This window comes from Porphyrobacter sp. HT-58-2, from assembly GCF_002952215.1.
In the GTDB taxonomy this organism is placed as follows: Bacteria; Pseudomonadota; Alphaproteobacteria; order Sphingomonadales; family Sphingomonadaceae; genus Erythrobacter.
Window position 1 is genome coordinate 3,080,233 of the sequence record NZ_CP022600.1, and the last position, 23,970, is coordinate 3,104,202.

A 23,970-nucleotide genomic window follows, 5' to 3' on the forward strand; every position below is an offset into this window, starting at 1 on the left:
CATGCAGCTGGCCGTCTGGACCTATGAAGGGCCGCCCCATGTGGGTGCCATGCGGGTCGCGACGGCCATGGAAAAGCTGCACTATGTCCTGCACGCGCCGCAGGGCGACACTTACGCCGACCTGCTGTTCACGATGATCGAACGGCGCGGCAAGCGTCCGCCGGTAACCTACACCACCTTCGAAGCGCGCGATCTGGGCAAGGACACCGCGCAGATCTTCCAGGACGCTGCGCGCGAGGCGGTGACGCGCTTCAATCCGCAGGCGATCATCGTCGGCGCGTCCTGCACCGCCGAACTGATCCAGGACGATCCGGCCGGCCTTGCCGAGGCGATGGGGCTTCCGGTGCCGGCCATCCCGCTCGAACTGCCCAGCTACCAGCGCAAGGAAAACTGGGGGGCGGCGGAGACCTTCTACCAGATCGTGCGCCAGCTGGCCGACAAGTCGGTGGTGCGCGCGCCCCGCGAAGGCCGACCAGCCCGCGCCAATATCCTCGGTCCCACGGCGCTGGGCTTCCGCCACCGCGACGATCTGGTCGAGATCCGCAAGATTCTCGATGCCCTTGGCGTCGAGGTGAACCTCGTCGCCCCGCTGGGCGCCACCCCGGAGGACATCGCGAGGATCGGCGCCGCCGACTTCAACATCGTCCTCTACCCCGAAATCGCAGATGAGGCCGCCCGCTGGCTTGAGCGCACTTTCGCTCAACCCGCGGTGCGGACCGTCCCTATCGGCGTGGGAGCAACCCGCTCCTTCATCGCCGACGTCGCCGAGCTGGCAGGTGCAGATCCCACGCCTGCCCTCGGCGACACCTCTTCCCGGATGCCCTGGTGGTCACGCTCGGTCGATTCGACCTATCTGACCGGCAAGCGCGTCTTCATCTTCGGCGATGCGACCCACGCCGTCGCCGCCGCCCGCATTGCGCGCGAGGAACTGGGCTTCGAGGTCTGTGGGCTGGGCTGCTACGCCCGTGAATTCGCCCGCGACGTGCGCGCCGAAGCCGCGCGCTGCGGGGTCGAGCCGCTGATCACCGACGATCACCTAGCGGTCGAAGACGCCATCGCTGCGGCTGCGCCCGAACTGGTGCTCGGCACGCAGATGGAGCGCCACATCGCCAAGCGGCTCGGCATCCCTTGCGCGGTCATCTCCGCGCCGGTGCATGTGCAGGATTTCCCCGCGCGCCACTCGCCCCAGATGGGCTTCGAAGGCGCCAACGTGATCTTCGACACCTGGGTGCATCCGCTGGTGATGGGCCTTGAAGAGCACCTGCTCACCATGTTCCGCGAGGATTTCGAATTCTCTGACGAGGCCGGTGCATCGCATCACGCCGCCCACTCCCCGCGCAAGGCAGCGGTACCGGTCGTTTCGGAAGCACCGGTTACGGACATCCCTGCCCCCGTCGCGGAAACGGCTGTGGAGGGCGGCACGCTCTGGACGGCTGAGGCCGAACGCGAGCTGAAAAAGATTCCCTTCTTCGTGCGCGGCAAGGCGCGCCGGAACACCGAAAACTTTGCCGCTGCCGAGGGACGGGCGCGGATCGACCTTGAAACCCTCTATGATGCGAAGGCGCATTATGCACGGTAGCGTCCCCTCGGCTTCCACGCTCGACCCCCACGCCCCCGTCCGGGTGGTGATCGTCACGCTCGACAATCACCTCAAGGGCGCGGTTGATCGGGCAGAAGAGGCGCTCGGGGCCGAAGGGATCGTCCTCAGCCTCCACGCGGCATCCGAATGGGGCAGCGACGCGGCCGAGCTTGACGTCGTCAAATCCGCCATTGCCGAGGCCGACATCGTGATCGCAACGATGCTGTTCCTCGATGATCACATCCGCATGATCCTGCCCGCTCTCGAAGCGCGGCGCGAGGAATGCGATGCGATGGTGTGCCTGATGTCGGCGGGCGAAGTCGTTCGCCTGACCAAGATGGGCAACTACCGGATGGACGCGCCGGCGAAAGGGCCGCTGGCGCTGCTCAAGAAGCTGCGCGGTTCGTCGAAGCCCGGCGGCAATTCGGGCGCGGGACAGATGAAGATGCTGCGCCGCCTGCCCAAGCTGCTCAAGTTCATCCCCGGCACCGCGCAGGACGTGCGCGCCTATTTCCTGACGCTGCAATACTGGCTTGCCGGCTCGGACGAGAACGTGGTGGCAATGGTGCGCGCCCTGATCGACCGCTATGCTGCGGGCGAGCGGCTCTATCGCCGCGGCATCACCAAGGCCGAAGCCCCGCTCGAATATCCGGAAACCGGGGTCTATCACCCGCGCACCCAGCAGCGCATTTCCGAAAGCCTGCGCCTGCTCCCGCCCGAAAAGGGGACGAAAGGCACAGTCGGGCTGATTTTGCTGCGTTCCTACCTGCTCGGCCGCGACTGCGCGCATTACGATGGTGCGATTGCCGCCTTTGAAGCAGCGGGAATGAAGGTCGTACCGGTCTTCGCCAGCGGGCTTGATGCCCGCCCGGCGATCGAGGCCTTCTTCATCGGCCCGGACGGCAAGCCGACGGTGGACGCCATTGTGAACCTCACCGGCTTTTCACTGGTCGGCGGCCCGGCCTATTCCGATGCCGCCGCTGCGCGCGAAGTGCTCGGTCATCTCGACCTGCCTTACCTTGCCGCCCACGCCATCGAGTTCCAGACAATCGAGGATTGGGCGCACCGCCCGCAGGGCCTGCTCCCGCTTGAGGCGACCATGATGGTCGCCTTGCCCGAGCTCGACGGCTCGACCGTGCCGAGCGTGTTCGGCGGACGTGCGGGTCACGGCGGCGAAGGCTGCACCGGCTGTGATCGCAAGTGCGCCCGTCCGGCCTCGCACAACGCGCGACCGATGCAGGCCTGCCCGGAGCGCGCCGAAGCACTCGCCGCACGCACCCTGCGCCTGATTCAGCTGCGCCGCGCCGAACGGGCGGAGCGCAAGCTGGCGATTGTCGTCTTCAATTTCCCGCCCAATTCCGGCGCGACCGCGACAGCAGCTTTCATGGCCGTGCATGAATCGCTCTACGCCACGCTCCAGCGGCTGGCAGCAGAAGGCTATGACGTCGAGGTTCCCGAAAGCCTCGATGCGATGCGCGAGATCCTGCTCAAGGGCAATTCCGAACGCTACGGCACCGATGCCAATGTCGCAGCGCGCATTCCGGCTGACGATCATGTGCAGCGCGAGCCGTACCTTGCTGAAATCGAAGCGGCCTGGGGCCCTGCCCCGGGCAAGCAGCTGGCCGATGGCGGGCATATCCTCGTGCAGGGCGCGCATTTCGGCAAGGTCTTCGTCGGGGTGCAGCCGGGCTTTGGCTATGAAGGCGATCCGATGCGGTTGCTGTTCGAAGGTGGCTTTGCCCCGACCCACGCCTTCAGCGCCTTCTATCGCTGGCTGCGCGAGGATTTCGGCGCCCATGCCATCCTCCACTTCGGCACCCACGGCGCGCTCGAATTCATGCCGGGCAAGCAGGCGGGGATGTCGGGCAAGTGCTGGCCGGACAGGCTGATCGGCGACACGCCCAACTTCTACCTCTATGCTGCCAACAACCCTTCCGAAGGGATGCTGGCAAAGCGCCGTTCGGGCGCCACGCTGATCAGCTATCTCACCCCGCCGCTGGCGCAGGCCGGGCTCTACAAGGGATTGTCGGAACTGAAGGCCAGCGTCGAGCGCTGGCGCGCCACCATCGATGATGCCGATCACGCTGATGAGCGTGCCGATCTTGCCCAGATGATCGCCGACCAGTGCGAGGCGCTCGACATCGAATACACCGATATCGGCGAACTGCCCGAGCGGCTGTATGAAATGGAAGAGGCGCTGATCCCGCACGGCCTCCATGTCTTCGGCCGCAATCCTTCGGGGGCGGAGCGCGAGGACATGCTCGATGCGATGATGGAAGCCGGCAGCCATGATGGCCCGACGCCTGATCGTGCGCGGCTGGCGGCCAAACTCGATTCCTCGGACGAACTGGGCGCGCTGATCCATGCGCTTGATGGCGGCTATGTCGCACCTGCGCCGGGCGGCGATGTGGTGGTCAATCCCGATGTCCTGCCCACCGGACGCAATATCCACGGCTTCGACCCCTTCCTGCTGCCATCAGGCTTTGCCTGCCGGATGGGCAGTGAGCAGGCTGAACAGCTGATCGCGCGCCACGTGAACAGTGGCCAACCCTTCCCCGAAAGCATCGCCATGGTGCTGTGGGGGACGGACAACATGAAATCGGAAGGCGTACAGATCGCGCAGGCGATGACGCTGATGGGCGCCCGTCCCCGGCGCGACACCTATGGGCGGCTGGCGGGCGCGGAACTGATCCCGCTGGCTGAACTCGGCCGTCCGCGGATCGACGTGGTGATGACGCTGTCGGGCATTTTCCGCGACCTCTTGCCGATGCAGACCCGGATGCTCGCCGAAGCCGCACTGCTTGCCAGCCAGGCCGAAGACGAAGCGCCCGAGGCGAACTTCATCCGCAAGCACACGCTGGCGCAGATGGAAAAGCACGGCTGTGATCTCGAAACTGCCGCCCTGCGCGTGTTCTCCAATGCCGAAGGCGCCTATGGCGCGAACGTCAACCAGATGATCGCAGGCGGCGTGTGGGCCGACCCTGACGAACTGGCCAATGCCTTCGAAGTCAACAAGGGCTTCGCCTACGGGGTTTCCGGCAAGCCGGTGCAGCAACGCGAACTTCTGCAAAGCGCACTCGGCACGGTCGATTTCACCTATCAGAACCTCGAGAGCATCGAACTGGGCATCAATGATGTCGACCAGTACGTGGACGGTCTCGGCGGCGTGACCCGTTCAGTTGCGCGGGCCAAGGGCGCGGAAACCCCGGTCTACATCCTCGATGCCACGCGCGGGAACACCAAGGTGCGCACCTTGGCCGAACAGATCGACCTCGAAACGCGCACCCGCACTTTGAACCCCAAGTGGTTCGAGGGGCTGCTGGAGCATGGTTACGAAGGCGTCCGCCAGATCGAGGGGCATGTGACGAGCACGCTCGGCTGGTCGGCGACGACGGGGCAGGTCGCGCCATGGGTCTATCAGAAGATTTCCGAGACCTTTGTTCTCGATGCCGAAATGCGTCGGCGGTTGTCGGCGCTCAACCCCAAGGCCTCAGCGCGGGTGGCAGGGCGACTGCTCGAAGCCTGCGACCGGAATCTCTGGGAACCTGACGAAGCAACGCTCGCGGCTTTGCGCGAAGCCAATGACGAGCTCGAGGACCGCCTCGAAGGCGTGTTCGTGGGCGAATGAAACCAAGGGACAGGACAGCATGAACCTCCACAACCCCCGCTCGACTTTCTCTCCCCCCGATGGTGAGGGCTCTGTTCAAGTCCAGCTCGATCCGCGCGACCGGATCGGCGGGGCCAAGGTCTTTGCCGTCTACGGCAAGGGCGGGATCGGCAAGTCGACGACCTCCTCGAACCTGTCGGCCGCTTTCTCGAAACTAGGCCACCGCGTGCTCCAGATCGGCTGCGATCCCAAGCATGACAGCACCTTCACCCTGACCAAGAAGCTGATGCCCACCGTCATCGACGTGCTGGAAACGGTCGAATTCCACGCCGAAGAACTGCGGCCCGAAGACTACATGTTCGAAGGCTATAACGGGGTGATGTGCGTTGAGGCAGGCGGGCCTCCTGCGGGAACCGGCTGCGGTGGCTATGTCGTGGGTCAGACGGTCAAGCTGCTCAAGCAGCATCATCTGCTCGAAGAAACCGACGTGGTGATCTTCGACGTGCTGGGCGATGTGGTGTGCGGCGGCTTTGCCGCCCCGCTCCAGCACGCCGAACGCGCAATCGTCGTGGCGGCGAATGATTTCGACAGCATCTTCGCAATGAACCGGATCGTGGCGGCGATCGGGGCCAAGTCGAAGAACTACGACGTGCGGCTCGCCGGCGTCGTGGCCAACCGCAGCCGAGAGACCGACGAGATCGATCGTTTCTGCGACAGGATCGGCATGCAGCGCCTGGCGCACTTCCGCGATGTCGACGCGATCCGCCGCTCGCGCCTCAAGAAATGCACCTTGTTCGAGATGGGCGATGATCCCGAGGTGATACAGGCGCAGAACGAATATCTGCGGCTGGCCCAAATGTTGTGGGACGGGGTCGAGCCTTCGGCGGCTCAGCCGATGAAGGACCGCGACATCTTCGACTTCCTGGGGTTTGAATGATGGCGACGCGTCTTCCTTCAGATTACGACACCCGTCGCGAGGCGCTGGCGACCTATTTCGACAGCACCGCACGGCAAGCGTGGATCGATCTCACCTCCGATGCCAAGGTCAGCGGCATTCGCGCAACGGTGCGCGCCGGGCGCGATGCGATGCGCGCGACCCTGCTGGACTGGCTGCCGACGGATCTGCGGCGCACCAGGATCCTCGACGCGGGTTGCGGAACCGGATCACTGGCGGTGGCGGCCGCCTGCCGGGGCGCAGAAGTGACCGGGATCGACGTCGCTGCAGGCCTCGTCGAGGTCGCGCGTGAACGCACGCCATCCTTCATCGGCCACGGACGCATCCACTGGAAAAGCGGCGACATGCTCGATCCCGAACTCGGGACCTTTGCGCATGTTGTGGCGATGGACTCGCTGATCCATTACCAGCCCGAAGACCTTGTCGATGCGCTCGGCCAGCTGGCGAGCCGCACGACCCACTCGATCCTGTTCACTTTCGCTCCGCGCACCACGCTGCTGGCCGCGATGCACAATATCGGCAAGGTCTTCCCCAAGTCTGACCGTAGCCCTGCGATCGTGCCGGTGGCCGAGGGCGACCTGCGTGAACGTCTTGCCCGCCTGCCGGGCTGGAGCATCGGCCGCACCCAGCGCATCCAGTCGGGGTTCTACACCTCGCAGGCGCTTGAATTGGTGAGACACGGATGACCCGTCCCGCTCGCCCTGCCCCGCCACGGCTGGCTGAGCTGGTGTTCCAGCTGCTCCCGTTTGCGGATGCGGCGAGCGTCGACCTGCCGTTGCCACGCCTGCTGCGGCTGGCGCTGTTTCAGGTCAGTGTCGGCATGGCGATGGTGCTGCTCAATGGCACCTTGAACCGCGTGATGGTGGTGGAGCTTGGCACGCCCACCTGGCTTGTCGCGCTGTTGATCGCGGTGCCGATGTTCGCTGCCCCGTTCCGCGCCCTGATAGGCCACAAGTCCGACACCCATCGTTCGGTCCTCGGCTGGCGGCGCGTGCCCTATATCTGGTTCGGCACGATGATGCAGTTCGGTGGCCTTGCGATCATGCCCTTCGCGCTGCTGCTGCTGGCCCTGCCCGACCGGTTCACGCTGGGCCTTGTCGCAGCGACAGCGGCCTTCCTGCTGACCGGCATTGGCTTTCATGTCACGCAGACCGCAGGTCTTGCGCTGGCAACCGATCTTGCGCCCGAAGACAAGCGCCCGCGCGCTGTCGCATTGCTTTATGTGATGTTGCTGGTCGGCATGATGTTCGCAGCTTTCGTGATTGGCGGTTTCCTTGCGGATTACTCCCCCGAAAGGCTGGTTCAGGTGATCCAGGGCTGCGCCGTGCTGACCATCATTCTCAACGTGACAGCGCTGTGGAAGCAGGAAGCGCGAAATCCTGCTGCGACCGCGCCTGACCGCGAGACGGCGACCTTCTCGGAAATCTGGCAGGCTTTCGTCAAGGATGGGCGCAACGCCCGCCTGCTGACGGCGATCGGCATTGGTGCGGCAGGATTTGCCATGCAGGATGCCCTGCTGGAACCCTATGGCGGCGAAATCCTCGGCCTGTCGGTCGGCGCAACCACGGGGCTGACAGGGGCCTGGGCGCTGGGTTCGCTGTGCGGATTCATGCTGTCGGGACGGGCCTTGTCGCGCGGCTGGGATCCTTTGCGTCTTGCCGGTGCGGGCCTCGTGATCGGGATCAACGCCTTCCTGCTGGTGCTGTTCGCAGGCCCCTTCGGCGCGCCGCTTATGCTTTATGCGGGTGCGGTGGGGATCGGGGTCGGGCTTGGCCTTTTCTCGGTCGGAACGCTGATGGAGGCGATGAGCCTCGCCAAGAGCGAAACCGCTGGTCTGGCGCTGGGTGCCTGGGGCGCGGTGCAGGCCACCTGTGCCGGTCTGGGGATCGCGGTGGGCGGCCTGCTGCGCGATGGTGTCGCGGCCCTGCTGCAAAGCGGCGAGCCGACAGCCAGCATGGCCATGCGCGCGACCGGCTACGGCACCGTCTACATTCTCGAAATCACTCTGTTGCTGATCGGCCTTGCCGCGATCGGCCCGCTTGTCGGCCATCAACGCCGACTTTCACCCGATGCCGAGGACCCTTCCGGTCAGCCCTTTGGCCTGATGGAGTTTCCGACATGATTACCCGTGCCCGCCAGTCCTGTCCCTTTTCCGGCTCCGCCTCAGCCGGTCTGTTCCATGAGAGGAATATGAAATGAACGCTGCCTATATCGTCGGCACATTCGACGTCGCCGAACTCGCCTTCCTGCTGTTCTTTGGCTTCTTCATCGCGCTGGTCTTCTACCTGAACCGCGAGAGCCGCCGCGAGGGTTATCCGCTGGAGGATGAGGACACCGGCAAGATCCACCCCGGCAGCCTGTTCGACGCCGGCAAGAAGAGCTTCCAGCTGCCGCATGGGCGTGGCACCTACGTGCCGGAAGACGTGGCCCGTGACGACATCAACGTGCCTGCCGTCCCGGCCTTCAGCGCCGCCGGCGCGGCGCTGGTGCCGACCGGCGATCCGATGATCGACGGCATGGGGCCGGCCGCCTGGGCGAACCGCTCGAAGTATCCCGACCTCACCTTCGATGGCCGTCCGCGCATCGTGCCGATCGCTCAAAGCCACGAGCTGGTCGTCTCGCCTCAGGATCCGCAGCTGATCGGCTGGGATGTCGTCGCCGCCGACAAGCAGGTGGCTGGCAAGGTCACCGACATCTGGGTCGATCAGGCCGAGCACCTGATCCGCTATCTGGAAATCGAAACCACCAGCGGCAAGAAAGTGCTCGCACCGATGATGGTCGCACTCGTCCATGGCAACAGCCTGCTGGGCAAGATCCTGCCGACCACCAATGATGAGCCCGAATATGTCGAGATCGACGCGATCACGGCGGCTCAGTTCGAAAACGTCCCGGCGCTCGAAACCGCAGGGATCATCACCCGCTACGAGGAAGACCGCATCCAGGCCTATTTCGGGGGCGGTTACATGTACGCGACACCGGAAAGGTCGGAAGCATGGATCTGACACGCTCCGCAGGCGCGGCAGCGGCGATAGCGCCGCTGCCCGCCGGCATCGATCACGCCGAGCTCGAAAATGACGGTCCCAAGGCCTTTGGCGATCGCCTCGGCACCCCGGCGCCCGATGAAAAGGTGCTGTGGAAGGGCCGCCCGAACCTTGGCCTGCTGGCGCGCACCGCGTTCCACACACGCAAGGCCGGGATCTACATGGGCGCCCTTGTGGTGATCGCACTGGCAATGGGCAACACCGATGCCGCGATTGTCTCAGCCGTGCTCGGCATTGCCCTGATCGCGATCCTTTATGTGCTTGCCTGGGCGAGTGCGCGAAGCACGCTCTACATCCTCACCGATGCGCGGCTGATCATGCGGATCGGCATGGCGATCGAGACGCGGATCAATATTCCGCTCAAGCAGGTCGAAGCGGCGCATTTGCGTCCCCGCCCTGACGGGCATGGCGACATCGCCTTTGAAGTCGCTGGCGAACGGCTGCTCGGCACGGTGCTGCTGTGGCCGCATGTGCGTCCGTGGCACTATGCCAAGCCCCAGCCGATGCTGCGCGCCGTGCCTGAGGCGGAGACGCTGGCAAAGATGATCGCCGAAGTTCGCGCCCAATACGGCACGATCGAACGGAATTTGACAGAGATCAAGGAAGCGGCCCCGACTGGCGGCCACACGGGACAACAGCCCGCGGCCGCTCCCGGTCGCCTCGCCCCGGTGATCCACCGCGGCGAACCGGGTCTGGAGGGAGCCCCCGCATGATCGTTCGCGAATACGAAAAGGACGAGATAACGGTCCACAAGGTGCCGCTCATGCTGATGGGCGGGATTGTGCTGATCTCGCTGGCGCTGACAGCTTCGGTGACGCTCGGCTTTGTCGATCGCACCTCGGTCCCGTCGGAAGCCCGTGCTGCGGCCGGGGTGAAGGCATCGGCTGAACGCACGCTCAAGTTCTTTGACGAGCCCGATGGCACTGTGCGCATCGAGGATGGCGCCACGCAGGAAGTGCTCGCACGCTTCGGTCAGGGCGAAGGCGGCTTCATCCGGGCAACCGTGCGCAGCCTCGTCCATCAGCGCCGCATCCGGGGCGAGGGGCCAGCGGTCCCCTTCACCCTCACCCAGTGGGATAATGGCGGATTGACGTTGCACGATCCGGTGACCGGACGCAGCGTCGAAGTCAGCTCTTTCGGCCCGCAGAACCGCGCCGTCTATGCCGATTTGCTCCCCGGCAAGTCAGCCGCACAGGACGAGGCGCACTGATGGCCCTGCCTTTTCTTGCCACCCAGTCTTTCGAGCTGCCCTGCACGATCACCGTCGAGCAGAGCTCCGAGCATTTCCACGCCCATGTCGAGCTCGCGGATGAGGTCGACATCCAGCCGGGCGACAAGGTGCGTGTTCACGGTGCGCCGATCCAGATCCCGTTCGGCACCCGTCAGGTGTTCGAACGCAGTGCTACCGTCACCCGCGCCAGCCCGCTGATGCGCGCGCTGACACGGATTGCCGCCTATTTCGACCTGGCTGAACTTTATGAAGTCAGCTTCAACGCCGGGAGGATCAAATGAACGCCTACAAGCCGATGACCAGCGAAGAGGCGATGGCCCTGGCGACGCAGGACACCATGCTCACTCCGCGGTTCTACACCACCGATTTCGACGCGCTCGATGCGATCGATGTCAGCCCGGTGCGCGCCGAATGGGATCAACTGATCGCGGACATGGTGGGCGACCCCAACAAGCTGCACTTCAAGCACAATGACAGTTTCAAGGGCGTGATCGAGGGATTGGAACCGGCCCTGCGACAGGAGTTCACCGATTTCCTCGTCAGCTCGATGACGTCGGAGTTTTCGGGCTGCGTGCTCTATGCCGAAATCGCGCGGCGCACCAAAAACCCGGATGTGAAGCAGTTGTTCCGCCTGCTCGCCCGCGATGAAAGCCGCCATGCCGGTTTCATCAACGAAAGCCTGAAAGATGCGGGCATCGGTGTCGATCTCGGCTATCTGACCAAGACCAAGAAATACACCTATTTCAAGCCGAAGTTCATCTTCTACGCGGTCTATCTCAGCGAGAAGATCGGCTATGCGCGCTACATCACGATCTTCCGGCATCTGGCGCGCAATCCGCAATACAAGTTCCACCCGATCTTCGACTGGTTCGAGGAATGGTGCAACGACGAGTTCCGCCACGGCGAAGCCTTCGCCATGCTGCTGCGCTCCGATCCAAAGCTGCTTGAAGGCGCCAACAAGCTGTGGGTGCGCTTCTTCCTGCTATCGGTCTACGCCACCATGTACGTGCGCGATCACAACCGGCCGGTGTTCCACGCCGCTTTGGGCGTCGATCCGACCGAGTACGACTACAAGGTCTTTGCAATCTGCAACCAGATCGCCCGCCAGGTCTTCCCGGTGGAACTCGACATCGACAGCCCGGCCTTCCGCCGCCAGATGGAAAAGCTGCGCCTTGCGGCTGAACGCATCGAGGAAGGCAAGGCGCGGGGCGGGATCGGCGGGATGCTGGCCCGCGCCTCGGGGACGCTGGGAGCAGGCCTTGCCTTTGCGCGGATGTATCTGCAACGGCCCAAGCCCAACGCCCTGCCCCGTTCGATCAGGCTGCAGCCCGCGTGGTAAGCTGGAGCGGCCATATTGTGCCGTTCATTGTGACGGTGGTGATCTGGTTCGTCGCAACCGGGCTGATTGCCTGGGCGGACAACCGCGAGCGGGCCACCTTCTCGCGCAGCCTGATGATCGGCAGCGTGGCGGGGATTGCGGGGCTGATCGTGATCCTGATCGCCTCGCTTTCCCCGGCGGTCTGGGCCGTCTATCTCGCTTTTGTCGGTGCGCTGATGGTGTGGGGCTGGCACGAACTTTCGTTCCTGACCGGTGCCTCGGCCGGCCCGCGGCGCGGGCTGGCTGACCCTTCGCTGACCGGCCTTGCCCGCTTCCGACAGGCCGCCGCGACGGTAATGCATCATGAGGTCGCTCTCGCGCTGACAGCGCTGTTGCTGATTTCGCTATCGTGGAGCGTTCCCAACCAGATTGGCGCGACGGTGTTCGTGCTGATGTTCGGGATGCGGCTGATCTCCAAGATCAACCTGTTCGTGGGCGTGCCGAATTCGACTTCTGAAATGCTGCCCGAACATCTCGGCTACCTAAAGTCCTATTTCGGGCCAAACCGGATGACCGTACTTCTCGCGCTGTCGATTGCGGGGATTGCAGGGGTGACCGCCTATTTTGCCAAACTCGCCCTCGCCGCTCCAGTCGGCAGCGCCGAAATGGTGGGCGCGAGCCTGCTGACCACGCTGAGCCTGCTCGGCGTGCTCGAACACCTGTTTCTGGCCCTGCCCTTCCGCGACGGAATGCTGTGGGGTTGGGCTTTGCCCAAGCGCCGGATGACGACGCCGGGCCATCAAGACTGAGAGAATGATAATGACGACCGAAGGAACACCCATGGATTTCGAAGCCTTTTTCGCTGGCGAGCTTGATGCTGTGCGCGCCGATGGCCGTTACCGGGTGTTCACCGATATCAAGCGCCATCGCGGCCGCTTCCCTCACGCTACCCGCTTCGTTGACGAAGAGACGCAGGCGGTGACGGTGTGGTGTTCGAACGACTATCTCGGGATGGGACAGCACCCTGCCGTGCTTGAGGCGATGCATGATTGCCTCGATGAATGCGGCGCCGGCGCCGGCGGCACGCGCAACATCTCTGGCACAAATCACTATCACGTGCTGCTCGAACAGGAACTGGCCGATCTCCACGGCAAGGAAAGCGCGCTCCTGTTCACGAGCGGCTATGTCTCGAACTGGGCGGGCCTCGGCACGCTCGCCAGCAAGATCCCGGGCTGCGTCGTGTTCTCGGATGCGCTCAACCACGCCTCGATGATCGAAGGCATCCGCCACTCCCGCGCGCCCTACAAGGTGTGGCGCCACAACGATGCCGAGCATCTCGACGAACTGCTCTCGATGTATGGCTCCGAAGTGCCCAAGCTGGTCGCCTTCGAAAGCGTCTATTCGATGGACGGCGATATTGCCCCCATCGCCGAGATCCTCGACGTGTGTGAAAAGCACGGGGCGATGAGCTATATCGACGAAGTCCACGCGGTCGGCCTCTACGGCCCGCGCGGCGGCGGGATTGCCGAGCGCGAAGGCCTGATGGACCGCATCACCGTGATCGAAGGGACGCTCGGCAAGGCCTTCGGGGTGATGGGCGGCTATATCGCGGCGAGCGCCAACCTCGTCGACTTTGTGCGCTCTTTCGCCAGCGGCTTCATCTTCTCGACCGCCCTGCCCCCCGCCATCGCGGCAGGGGCTGCGGCGAGCATCCGGCACCTGAAAACCAGCAGCGCCGAGCGCGAGTTGCAGCAGGAGCGTGTTGCACAGGTGCGTCGCAAGCTCGACCTGATGGGCATCCCGCACCTCGACAACCCCAGCCATATCATCCCGGTGATGGTCGGCGATGCCAAGAAGTGCAAAATGATCAGCGACTGGCTGATGGACAATCACGGCATCTATGTGCAGCCGATCAACTACCCGACTGTCCCCGTCGGCACCGAGCGGCTGCGGGTCACGCCCTCACCGGTGCATACCGATGGCGACATCGACCGGCTGATCAAGGCGCTGTCCGAAATCTGGTCGCACTGCGAACTGGCCCGGATGGAACAGGCCGCGTAAGGGCGCTTCCCGACTGACAGGACTACCGGCTCTCCCTTGGACGGGAGTGAGGGCGGACGCCATGGGGGTGGCGTCCGCCCTCTTTGCGTGTGGAGGGCGCGCGGCGGCTTTCGGGTGATGGCGATTGGGGGCGGATAACGGGGATTGGGTGGATTTCAGAAGGGCAGCTTTGTGCAACCCATAAATCTACCTCGCCGGCAATTGAGAGCGCATTGCCAATGCGTTGTGCCACTCATATCCCAGTTGAATGACCGCCGACAGCTCCGGAATATTGGAACAGCTCATTGGGTCTTGGATCGCCACTCCCTCACCGGTCGGAGAATCCGGCTGCGGGGTGCTGCGCCTCGATGATCGCGAGGGACAAACGGTTGCCTACCTGAAACACGGCAAGGATGCGCGCGGCGATGCGGTTGCAGACGAGATGATCCGGCTCCGGTGGCTACACTCCCGCCTGCCGGTTCCCGAGATTATCAGGTTTGTCGCTACCCAAGACGAGTGCTGGCTGATGACAAAGGCGCTGGCAGGCAAAAGCGCGCGAGCCTTGCTCGATGAAGACCCTGATGACCTCGGCATTATCGTCGACGCACTCGCTGATTTCCTCCGCCTGATCCATGAATTGCCAATCGTTGAATGTCCCTTCGACGCGCGGCTAGAGCGCAGGCTCAATGAGGGCCGCGTGCGGATTGATGCCGGACTGGTGAATGAAGCGGATTTTGACCGGGAGCAGCAGGGATGGTCCGCAGAAGATGTTTGGAAGGCCATTCAGGCCCAGTTGCCTCTAGAGACTGACCTTGTCGTAACCCACGGTGATTTCTCGCTGGATAACGTCCTGATCGAAGATGGCGGGATCACGGGATGCATTGATGTCGGTGGTGCCGGGCTGGCTGATCGTTATCACGACCTCGCAATTTGCTGGAGAGATCTGGCTGATTATGGATCGGACGCCCAAGCGCGATTTCTCATGCGCTACGGCGTCGGCGAAGGCGACCGCCGCAAGCTTGAGACATATCAGCTCTTGAATGAGTTATTCTGAGTGCGTGAGAGAAATTGAACGACCGCTTCGGGGTCGCTTCCTGATTGTCGCCTTCTGGCCAGCGAGCGACGGTTGCTGACATTTCCTACGCCCCCGCCAGACTCTATGGTGCCTGCGGCTCTTTCCCATCGTTGTGTCCGGTCCCAAGAAGCCGTTGAACCCCCGGAGCGCAAGACAAGCCCCCCGCTCCCTGTCCGTCCACTTTCCAGAATCGGACGCAGGCATCTGAAAAAATTCAGAAAGTTTCGAGCAGCCGAAGTTGACACGGTGTCAAGTTTGTAAAGCTCAACGGCCCGGATTGCCCTCACTTCACCGGGATGAACCTTACCGCGAACCCGCCGCCTGCCGCCATCCGCGCCGCGAAGGCATCGCCGCCGGTGACGACCTTCTCCTCGATCACCATCGCATAGGGGTTGGTCTTCCAGTCGGCATCCGGCCCGTCGCGGTAGATCTGGGCGCGATATTTCCTGCCCTTTGCGAGGAAGTCGAGCGGCAGCGACAGATCGCGGGCTTCCTCGTCCGTCACCGCGCCGAGGAACCACTCCTTAGACTTCCGCCCCTGCCGCGCGATCGCGACGTAATCGCCGATCTCGCCTGCGAGCGCGATCGACTCCTCCCAGTCGGCCTCTACGTCCTTGATGAACTGGAAGGCGTCGGGGCGTGCTTCGTAATTCTCCGGTAGGTCGGCGGCCATCTGCACCGGGGAATAGAGCACCACATAGAGCGCCAGCTGTTTGGCCAGCGTGGTCTCGGGGCGGTTGGACGGATCGCCGCGCGGCATGTCTTCGCGCAAGGGCGGCCGCTCGTTGGGCCTCAGGTCGAAGATGCCGGGGGTGAAGTCCATCGGCCCGGAGAGCATGCGGGTGAAGGCCAGCATCGCCTCGTGCTCGGGCGGGTTGGGCGGCGTCCCCCAGGCGTTGTATTCCATCCCGCGCGCGCCTTCGCGGGCGAGCCAGTTGGGGTAGGTGCGGCGGAGGCCCGTATCCTTGACCGGCTCGTGCGCGTTGATCGAAATCTGCCGCTTGGCAGCCTCCTGCACGACCTTGAGGTGGTGGCGGACCATGAACTGGCTGTCGTGCCATTCGTAATGGCGCACACCGTTTGCGTCGATCCGCACCGCATCGCCCGCATCGGCGACATAGCCGGTCTTGACCTGCCGCACCCCGACCTTTTCGTAGAGGTCGAAGGCGGCTTCCATTTGGTTTTCATAGTTGGTGATGTTGGCCGAGGTTTCGTGGTGGCCGATTAGGCGCACACCCTTGGACCGGGCATAGCGGCCAAGCTCCTCCAGATCGAAATCAGGCATCGGCTCGGTGAAGCGGAACAGGTCGCCGTTATTGTACCAGTCGCCGTCCCAGCCGATGTTCCAGCCTTCCACCAGCACGCCGGCAAAGCCGTGCCTGGCGGCGAAGTCGATGTAGCGCTTGGTTTCTTCGGTGGTGGCGCCATGGATCTGATCGCGCCCCCAGCTGCGGTCGCGGATGTGCATGGCCCACCAGATGCCGACATATTTGCCGGGCTCCACCCATGACACGTCGCCCAGCTTGTTAGGCTCGTTGAGGTTCAGGATGATGTCCGAATTGATCAGGCCCACCGCGTTCGCCGCCACCTGAATGGTGCGCCAGGGCGAGGTGAAGCCAGTCCTCGTCTTGACCTTTGGCCCGCCGCTCCAGCCGCGCAGCTTGGATTCGAAATTGCCGGGGCGTAGCTGGTCGAGCGACATGGCGGCGTAATCGACCAGCGCGGCCTCGTGGATGCTGAAATAGATCCCGTCCTCGTTGCGGAAGGTCGCCGGGGTGTGCGCGTCGTCGACCTTGCCAGCGGGGGCCACGCGGGTGAGATATTCGTAGCGGTTGAACTCGTCCGAGGGGGTGTACCACATGGTGGTCTGCTCGCCGACGCCGAACTGGGTCAGCTCCTCGGTGATGGCGACGTCGCCTTGGAGCGCCGCCTGCTCGGGCAATTCGTAGCGGAACCCTACGCCGGTATCGAATGCGCGAAAGCGGACGGTCATCTGGCGGTCAGGGCCATCGGCGGGTTTGAAGGTCACGGCGAGTTCATTGTGCTGGTCGCGCACCAAGCGGCGCTCGCCCCACGGTTGTTCCCACGTCGTGTCCTTGGCTGTGCGGATCGATGCGGTGATGGCAAGCCCGCGCTCGAAACCGTGATGATCGGCAAACAGCATCCCGAGCTTGGAGGGCGCGATCACCTGCTTGCCTTCGTAAGCGACGGTGTAGGTCGCCTGCCCCTTGTCATCGCTGACGGTGACGGTGATCCGGCCATCAGGCGAGGCCAGCGTCAGGCTTTCGGCATGGGCCGGGGCCGCGGCCCAGCTGATGGCGGCCAGTGCCACGAGCGGTTTCCAGTGCTTGGTCATGCGTCCCTCTCCCGCGCCTTGGCGGCGCCTCACTTGGTCTCGGCGAAAATGTAAAAGCCCCAGGCGGGCAGTTCGAGCGTCTCGCCGCCTGTGAATGCCGCCGCCTCGCCGCTCAGCGCATCGCGATAGGTGCCATGGTGACGGGCGTGGCTGAAGGTGACGGCCTGCGGTCGGGGCGAGAGGTTGAACACCGCGAACACCCGCTCGCCGTCAGTTCCGCGCGTAAAGGCGAAGACGTCGGCGGTGGCGTTGGTCGGCACCTCGACCATCGGTGCGCCGAAGCGCCCATTGTGGAGCGCCTGGGTCGCGGATTTGAGCGCGATCAGCTTTTTGAAGAGATCGGCGTGGCGGCCTTCTTTCCACACGATCGGATCACGCTCAAAGAATTCGAGTTGCCGGTCGTTATCCGCCTCCTGCCCGTTATAGATCAGCGGCAACCCGCCGCCGACAAAGGATAGGGCAATCGCCGCCTCGTAGGCCGGGCCGTAGATTTCCGCCGCCACCCCGTCCCACGAATTCTGATCGTGGTTCTCGGTGTAGACCATGCGCATCGCGGCATGCGGCCAGGTTTCGGACTGCCCGGCGTAATAGCCGCGCATCGGCCCTGCTCCCTCGCCGCTTTTGACAAGGCGCTGCATCGCCTCCTTCCAGCCCCAGCCATAGGTCGCATCGAAGGCGCGGGCGTGGAGATCGCGCTGCTCCCATTCGGCGAGCATGAAGACGGGCTTCACCTTGTCCAGCTCGGCCCGCGCCGTCTCCCAGAAATCGGTCGGGACATAGCCGGCGACATCGCAGCGATAGCCGTCGATCCCGAATTCACGCACCCAGTAAACGAGGCTTTCGGTCATGTAACGGCGCAACGCGGGCTGGCTGTAGTCGAAGTCGGCGACATCGGACCAGTCGGTTCCCGCCGGGCTGGTGAGCGCGCCTTCCGGAGTGCGGGTGTACCATTCGGGATGGCTGAGGGTCAGCGGATTGTCGGTGGCGGAGTGGTTGGCGACCCAGTCGAGGATGACCTTGAGGCCCAGCCGGTGGGCCTCGTCCACGAAGGCGCGGAATTCGGCCTCGGTGCCGAGCTCGGGATTGACCGCGCGATAGTCGCGCACGGCATAGGGGCTGCCGAGCGTACCCTTGCGGTTCGCCTCGCCGATGGGGTGGATCGGCATCAGCCAGATGATGTCCACCCCCATCGCGGCCAGACGCGGCAGCTGTTCCTGTGCGGCCTTGAAGGTGCCTTCCGGTGTGAACTGGCGGGTGTTGAGCTGATAGAGCACCGCATCGCGCGTCCAGTCGGCGTTCTGCACCTGCACCGCGTCGCGCGGGGTGTAATCCGTCTCGGCCAGTACAGGATTGGCGGCGAGCGTCAGAGCCAGCAGCGCGAATGCCAGACGCATCATGCCGTCTGCTCCTTCACCAGCAGCGTTGCCCCCGCCGCCAGTACGAAGCTCACCGCCGCAATCACGAAGGCATAGATCGGCACGCCGCCGAAAATATTGGTGACAAGAAAGCCGAGCAGCGTCGCCGCGAGCAGCTGCGGCACCACGATGAAGATGTTGAACACCCCCATGTAGATGCCCATTTTCTCGGGCGGAACCGAGCCCGCCAGGATCGCGTAGGGCAGCGACACGATCGAGGCCCATGCTATGCCGATGCCGATCTGCGGCACCCAGAGCAGCGCCGGATCGCGGATCAGCAGAATCGCGGCAAAGCCCGCTGCGCCCAACATCAGGTTGATGGCGTGAAGGCGGGTGCGGTCGATCTTTGCGGCCACCACCACGAAGCCCAATGCGGCAGCGGCAGCAAGGCCGTTCCTCACCGATCCCATCAGGCTCCACCAGTCGGCGCCGTCCTGATAGGCGGCGCTCGCTGCGTCGCCCGCGCCGAAGTGGTAGGCGGTCACCCCCGGCGTACCGTAGATCCACAGCGCAAACATCGCGAACCAGCTGAAGAACTGCACCACGGCCAGCTGGCGCATGGTGCGCGGCATGGCGAACAGATCGCTGACGACTTCCATGAAGCCGTTGTCGCTTCGGCCCTGCGCGCGCAGCATCCCCGCAATGAGCTGAATGACCCCGAACCCTCCGACCAGACCCGCGAGAACATAGAGGTCTTTCTCGATTTCAATCGCGCCGAAAAGGGCCGGTCGCGGTTCGCTGCGACCGAGCATCACGAAGCCAGCGAGGATGACCCCGGCGATGATCCATGCCGTGCCGCCACTGACAAACTGCGCGGCACTACGCTGGACACTGGAGGGTCGCGCACCTGCACCCTCGCCTTCCGCCGCTGCGAACCCGGCGAGTTCCTGCGGCGAATATTCCTTCGTGGTGAACACCGTCCAGCACACCGCCGCCAGCAGCGCCGCGCCGCCGATGTAGAACGACCAGCGCACCGTCTCGGGGATCTCGCCCACCGGCGCAACATTGCTGAGACCCAGCCAGTTGGTCATCACCCAGGGCAAGGCCCCTGCCACCACCGCGCCAGTCCCGATGAAGAAGCTCTGCATCGCATAGCCCATGGTGCGCTGGCGGTCGGGCAGGTTGTCGCCGACGAAAGCGCGGAACGGCTCCATCGTGATATTGAGCGAGGCGTCCATGATCCACAGCATCCCCGCCGCCACCCACAGGGCGGGTGCATTGGGCATGACGAACAGCGCAAGACTGGCAAGCAGCGCGCCGATCAGGAAGAACGGACGGCGGCGCCCCCAGCGCGGGCTCCAGGTCTTGTCGGAAAGGTGACCGATGATCGGCTGCACGATCAGGCCTGTCATTGGCGCAGCAATCCACAGGATGGCCAGTTCGCCTACCTCGGCACCCAATGTCTGAAAGATACGACTGACATTGCCGTTCTGAAGCTCGAACCCAATCTGGATACCGAGAAAGCCGAAGCTCATATTCCAGATCTGCGCGGCATTGAGCGCAGGCTTGCGGCCGGCTTCAATCATATCATCTCGTCCTCTCCCCCGCGTGTCCACTAGAGAACGGATGACGCGGCTCCCGGCCGAGGCTATGTCTGAACGGGTCTGCTGCCCGGTGACGAATAGCCCCTGCCGACTATAGTCTGGACGCCCTGCAAAATTTTGCAAGAAACTTTCGAATTTTCCCTGAAAAATTCACTTAGACGCTCGCCTATTCCTCATTTTAGCATTGAATTATAGATCTTTGTGATGAAAATGGGACCATGAAAAAGCCGCCCACAAAGATTTGCAAAATTTTTCCCAAGCTGGCAGAAAGCCCGGTGGAGGGAGTTGGGTCATTATGCGAATCTTTGTCGCGCTGGTCGCTGCGCTTTGCGCAGGCAGTGCCTTGGCAGGACAGCCTGGCGCCATGCCGCTCACCGAGCGCCCGCCCGAGGACGAGATCATCTATTTCGTCCTCCCCGACCGGTTCGAAAATGGCGACGAACGCAATGATCGCGGCGGGATCGCCGGGACACGGCTCGATCATGGCTTCGATCCTGCACACAAGGGCTTCTACCAGGGTGGCGATCTTGCCGGACTGACCGCACGGCTCGACTATATCCAGCGCATGGGAGCAACCGCGATCTGGCTTGCGCCGGTGTTCAAGAACAAGCCGGTGCAAGGCGCGCCTGGGCGCGAGACGTCCGGCTATCACGGTTACTGGATCACCGATTTCCTCGACGTCGATCCGCATTTCGGCACGCGCGCGGAGTTCAAGGCGCTGGTCGATGCCGCCCATGCGCGGGGGATGAAGGTCTATATGGACATCATCACCAACCACACCGCTGACGTGATCAAGTACGAGGAATGCCACGGCAAGAACGCCGGCGTCAGCGTGCAGGCCGATTGTCCCTATCGTTCGATCGGGGATTACCCCTGGAGCACCCGCGGCGGGCTGGATGGTGAGCCGATCAATCAGGGTTTCCTCGGCACCGATCCGCAGCATTTGACGGCGGACAACTTCGCCCGGCTGACCAATCCGGCATGGGCCTACACCCCCTATGTTCCCGCGAGCGAAAAAGCCGCCAAGAACCCCGCCTGGCTCAATGATCCGATCTATTACACCAATCGCGGCGATTCCGTGTGGGAGGGCGAAAGCCGCACCACCGGCGATTTCTCGGGGCTTGACGATCTGCTCACCACCCACCCGCGCGTGGTCGAAGGTTTCATCGAGATCTACAAGCAGTGGATCACCGATTTCAAAGTCGACGGCTTCCGGATCGACACCGCCAAGCACGTGAACCCGGAATTCTGGCAGGCCTTCGCCCCGGCGATGCTCGAACACGCCAGGGCCGAAGGCATTCCCAACTTCCACATCTTCGGCGAAGCCTACGAATTCGATCCGGCCCACCTTGCCAAGTTCACCACAGAGGCAAGCCTGCCTGCAGTGCTCGACTTCGCCTTTCAGGGCCGGGTGCGCTCTGTGGTGGCAGACGGCAAGCCCGCGACGACGCTGAGCTATCTGTTCGAAACCGATGCGGTCTACGCCAAGGGCTTTGCCACCGCGCGGCAACTTCCGACCTTCCTCGGCAATCACGACATGGGCCGCTTTGCCATGTTCGTGAAGCAGGCCAACCCCGGCATTTCCGATGCCGAGCTGGTGCGCCGCATCACGCTGGGCCATGCGCTGATGATGTTCTCGCGCGGGGTGCCGACGATCTATTACGGGGACGAACAGGGCTTCGTCTCGGACGGCAATGATCAGGACGCGCGCGAGACGATGTTCCCGTCGGTCACGGCGGTCTACACCGATAATGTGCTGGCAGGCACCTCAGCGAGCGTCGCGCAGAGCAATTTCGACGAGAGCCATCCCATCTATCGCGCGATTGCTGCGATGGCGGCGATCCGCAAGGCAGAGCCAGCACTGCGCCAAGGTTTGCAGATCACCCGCCATGCCGATCATGAGCCTCGCGACGGCAGCAATGCGCTGGTGTTCTCGCGGCTTGATCCTGATGGGCAGGGCGAAGTGGTTGTCGCCTTCAACGCCGGAAATGCCCCCCGTGACGTCGCCTTCCCGGTCGATGCCCGCGCGCGCCGCTGGATATCGCTTTCGGGCGCTTGTCCCGCTAACAGCCCCGCGCCGGGGACGTACCGGCTGACCATTCCCGCAACCGGCCATGTCGTGTGCAAGGCGGAGTATTGATGCCTGTGAGTAGCTCGCCTGTCCTGACCCGGCCCGATGCCCTTGCCACTCCGGCGCTTGCATGGTGGCGCGGCGCGGTCATCTACCAGATCTATCCACGCTCGTTCAGCGATACCAATGGCGACGGGATCGGCGACCTTGCGGGCATTGCCGCGCGGCTCGACTATATCGACGATCTCGGCGTGGACGGGATCTGGATCAGCCCCTTCTTCACCTCGCCGATGAAGGATTTCGGCTATGACGTGGCCGATTACTGCGGGATCGACCCGAGCTTCGGCACCTTCGACGATTTCGACTGCATCATCGAAAAGGCCCATAGGCTCGGGCTGAAGGTGATCATTGATCAGGTCTATTCGCACACCTCGGATGAACACGCCTGGTTTCAGGAGAGCCGGCAGGATCGCACCAATCCCAAGGCCGACTGGTATGTCTGGGCCGATCCCAAGCCCGACGGCTCGCCCCCGTCGAACTGGCAGTCGGTGTTCGGCGGTTCGGCGTGGCAGTGGGACGGGCCGCGCAAGCAGTATTACCTGCACAATTTCCTGACCTCGCAGCCTGACCTCAACGTCCATAACCGCGACGTGCAGGACGCGCTGCTGGAGGTCGCACGGTTCTGGCTGGGGCGGGGTGTGGACGGGTTCCGCCTCGATGCGCTCAACTTTGCGATGCATGATCCCGAATTGCGCGATAACCCGCCGAGCGGCGTGCCGATGGAGCAGGTCACGCGCCCGTTCGACATGCAGGTCAAGCAGTTCAACCAGTCGCACCCCGATATCACAGGCTTCCTCGAACGCATTCGGCAGACCATCGACGAGTTTCCGGGCCGCTTCACCGTCGCCGAAGTCGGCGGGCCGGAGCCACTGGCAGAGATGAAGGCCTTTACCGAAGGCAGCAAACGGCTCGATTCAGCCTATAATTTCGATTTCCTCTATGCTCCGCGCCTCACCGCACCGCTGGTGCGCGCCAGCCTTGCCCAGTGGAGCGGCGAGGAGGGCGAAGGCTGGCCATCGTGGGCCTTTTCGAACCACGATGCGCCCCGCGCCGTCACCCGCTGGACGCTGGACGGCAACATGGCCCGTGCCGCGCGATTGAACCTGCTGCTGCTGCTGGCCCTGCGTGGCAATCCGATCATCTATCAGGGCGAGGAACTGGGCCTGCCACAGGGCGAAGTCGCTTTCGAGGATCTGCAGGACCCTGAAGCCATCGCCAACTGGCCGCACACGCTGGGCCGTGATGGCGCACGCACACCGATGCCATGGCAACAGGGCGCGCCGCAGGCCGGTTTCTCCAGCGCCAACCGCACCTGGCTCAAGCTTGACCCGGCTCACACCAGCTTTGCGGTTGACCGGCAGGCGGCAGATCCGGCGTCTACCCTTGCCTATGCCCGCAATCTGCTGACAGCGCGGCGCAAACATCCAGCGCTGGTGCAAGGCGGGATCACGCTGCTGGACAGCCCGGAGCACATCCTTGCCTTTCTGCGCCATGATGATGACGAGCGCGTGCTGTGCGTCTTCAATCTCGGCGATGTGCCTGCCAGTTGGAACGCCCCGGCGGAGCTCGGCACGCTGCACCTGATCGCGACCGAAAGCATGGTCGGCAGCGGTGCATTGCCTGTGGCACTGCACCCCGGGACAGGCTATTGGGCTAGCCTTGAAGTCAGCTAGGCGCG

Annotated in this window: 18 protein-coding genes; 15 read left to right on the forward strand and 3 right to left on the reverse strand. The window is 63.8% G+C overall.

Going from position 1 to position 23,970, the window contains the following annotated elements; translation table 11 throughout:
- Position 1 precedes the first annotated feature (1 nt).
- The 13 genes from bchB to CHX26_RS14650 all read left to right on the forward strand — a co-directional run bounded on the left by bchB (position 2) and on the right by CHX26_RS14650 (position 14,825).
- Positions 2-1,579 (forward strand): ferredoxin:protochlorophyllide reductase (ATP-dependent) subunit B, encoded by a 1,578-nt coding sequence (gene bchB, locus CHX26_RS14590; protein ID WP_104943003.1) that lies wholly within the window; start codon positions 2-4, stop codon positions 1,577-1,579.
- The gene (locus tag CHX26_RS14595; RefSeq protein WP_104943004.1) at positions 1,569-5,207 is read left to right on the forward strand and encodes a magnesium chelatase subunit H; all 3,639 of its coding nucleotides are present in this window, start codon (positions 1,569-1,571) and stop codon (positions 5,205-5,207) included. Before bchB ends, CHX26_RS14595 begins: the two co-directional genes overlap by 11 nt.
- A gap of 19 nt (positions 5,208-5,226) precedes the next feature.
- Positions 5,227-6,123, forward strand: a complete 897-nt coding sequence (gene bchL, locus CHX26_RS14600) for a ferredoxin:protochlorophyllide reductase (ATP-dependent) iron-sulfur ATP-binding protein (RefSeq protein WP_104943464.1) — start codon at positions 5,227-5,229, stop codon at positions 6,121-6,123.
- Positions 6,123-6,827, forward strand: coding sequence for a magnesium protoporphyrin IX methyltransferase (gene bchM / locus CHX26_RS14605; protein WP_104943005.1), 705 nt, complete (start codon positions 6,123-6,125; stop codon positions 6,825-6,827). The genes bchL and bchM overlap by 1 nt, the downstream gene beginning before the upstream one ends.
- The gene (locus CHX26_RS14610) at positions 6,824-8,263 is read left to right on the forward strand and encodes a BCD family MFS transporter (RefSeq protein ID WP_104943006.1); all 1,440 of its coding nucleotides are present in this window, start codon (positions 6,824-6,826) and stop codon (positions 8,261-8,263) included. Before bchM ends, CHX26_RS14610 begins: the two co-directional genes overlap by 4 nt.
- Positions 8,264-8,336: 73 nt before the next feature.
- Entirely contained in the window at positions 8,337-9,143 is an 807-nt protein-coding gene (gene puhA / locus CHX26_RS14615) for a photosynthetic reaction center subunit H (RefSeq protein ID WP_104943007.1), read from the forward strand.
- Positions 9,134-9,895, forward strand: a complete 762-nt coding sequence (gene puhB, locus CHX26_RS14620; protein ID WP_104943008.1) for a photosynthetic complex putative assembly protein PuhB — start codon at positions 9,134-9,136, stop codon at positions 9,893-9,895. The genes puhA and puhB overlap by 10 nt, the downstream gene beginning before the upstream one ends.
- Positions 9,892-10,392 carry a photosynthetic complex assembly protein PuhC gene (gene puhC, locus CHX26_RS14625; RefSeq protein WP_104943009.1) on the forward strand — a complete coding sequence of 167 codons (501 nt, stop codon included), beginning with the start codon at positions 9,892-9,894 and terminating at the stop codon, positions 10,390-10,392. The genes puhB and puhC overlap by 4 nt, the downstream gene beginning before the upstream one ends.
- A complete protein-coding gene (locus CHX26_RS14630) occupies positions 10,392-10,694 on the forward strand; it encodes a hypothetical protein (protein WP_104943010.1) in 303 nt (100 codons plus the stop codon). The genes puhC and CHX26_RS14630 overlap by 1 nt, the downstream gene beginning before the upstream one ends.
- Positions 10,691-11,752, forward strand: a complete 1,062-nt coding sequence (gene acsF, locus CHX26_RS14635) for a magnesium-protoporphyrin IX monomethyl ester (oxidative) cyclase (RefSeq protein ID WP_104943011.1) — start codon at positions 10,691-10,693, stop codon at positions 11,750-11,752. Before CHX26_RS14630 ends, acsF begins: the two co-directional genes overlap by 4 nt.
- Entirely contained in the window at positions 11,746-12,540 is a 795-nt protein-coding gene (gene puhE / locus CHX26_RS14640) for a putative photosynthetic complex assembly protein PuhE (RefSeq protein ID WP_104943012.1), read from the forward strand. Before acsF ends, puhE begins: the two co-directional genes overlap by 7 nt.
- A 31-nt stretch (positions 12,541-12,571) precedes the next feature.
- Positions 12,572-13,792 (forward strand): 5-aminolevulinate synthase, encoded by a 1,221-nt coding sequence (gene hemA, locus CHX26_RS14645; protein WP_104943013.1) that lies wholly within the window; start codon positions 12,572-12,574, stop codon positions 13,790-13,792.
- A 247-nt stretch (positions 13,793-14,039) separates the two neighbouring features.
- The gene (locus CHX26_RS14650) at positions 14,040-14,825 is read left to right on the forward strand and encodes an APH(3') family aminoglycoside O-phosphotransferase (protein WP_104943014.1); all 786 of its coding nucleotides are present in this window, start codon (positions 14,040-14,042) and stop codon (positions 14,823-14,825) included.
- Between the two features lie 304 nt (positions 14,826-15,129).
- Here CHX26_RS14650 and CHX26_RS14655 read toward each other — a convergent pair whose 3' ends face one another.
- The 3 genes from CHX26_RS14655 to CHX26_RS14665 are packed head-to-tail and all read right to left on the reverse strand — an operon-like array spanning position 15,130 to position 20,143.
- Positions 15,130-17,202, reverse strand: a complete 2,073-nt coding sequence (locus tag CHX26_RS14655) for a glycoside hydrolase family 97 protein (protein ID WP_104943465.1) — start codon at positions 17,200-17,202, stop codon at positions 15,130-15,132.
- A gap of 29 nt (positions 17,203-17,231) precedes the next feature.
- Entirely contained in the window at positions 17,232-18,599 is a 1,368-nt protein-coding gene (locus CHX26_RS14660) for an alpha-amylase family glycosyl hydrolase (RefSeq protein WP_233997186.1), read from the reverse strand.
- Positions 18,596-20,143, reverse strand: coding sequence for an MFS transporter (locus tag CHX26_RS14665; RefSeq protein WP_104943015.1), 1,548 nt, complete (start codon positions 20,141-20,143; stop codon positions 18,596-18,598). Before CHX26_RS14665 ends, CHX26_RS14660 begins: the two co-directional genes overlap by 4 nt.
- A gap of 313 nt (positions 20,144-20,456) precedes the next feature.
- Between CHX26_RS14665 and CHX26_RS14670 the strand changes: the two genes are divergently transcribed.
- Both CHX26_RS14670 and CHX26_RS14675 read left to right on the forward strand, forming a co-directional pair.
- Positions 20,457-22,301 (forward strand): alpha-amylase family glycosyl hydrolase, encoded by a 1,845-nt coding sequence (locus CHX26_RS14670; protein WP_104943016.1) that lies wholly within the window; start codon positions 20,457-20,459, stop codon positions 22,299-22,301.
- The gene (locus CHX26_RS14675; RefSeq protein ID WP_104943017.1) at positions 22,301-23,965 is read left to right on the forward strand and encodes an alpha-glucosidase family protein; all 1,665 of its coding nucleotides are present in this window, start codon (positions 22,301-22,303) and stop codon (positions 23,963-23,965) included. Before CHX26_RS14670 ends, CHX26_RS14675 begins: the two co-directional genes overlap by 1 nt.
- Positions 23,966-23,970 lie beyond the last annotated feature (5 nt).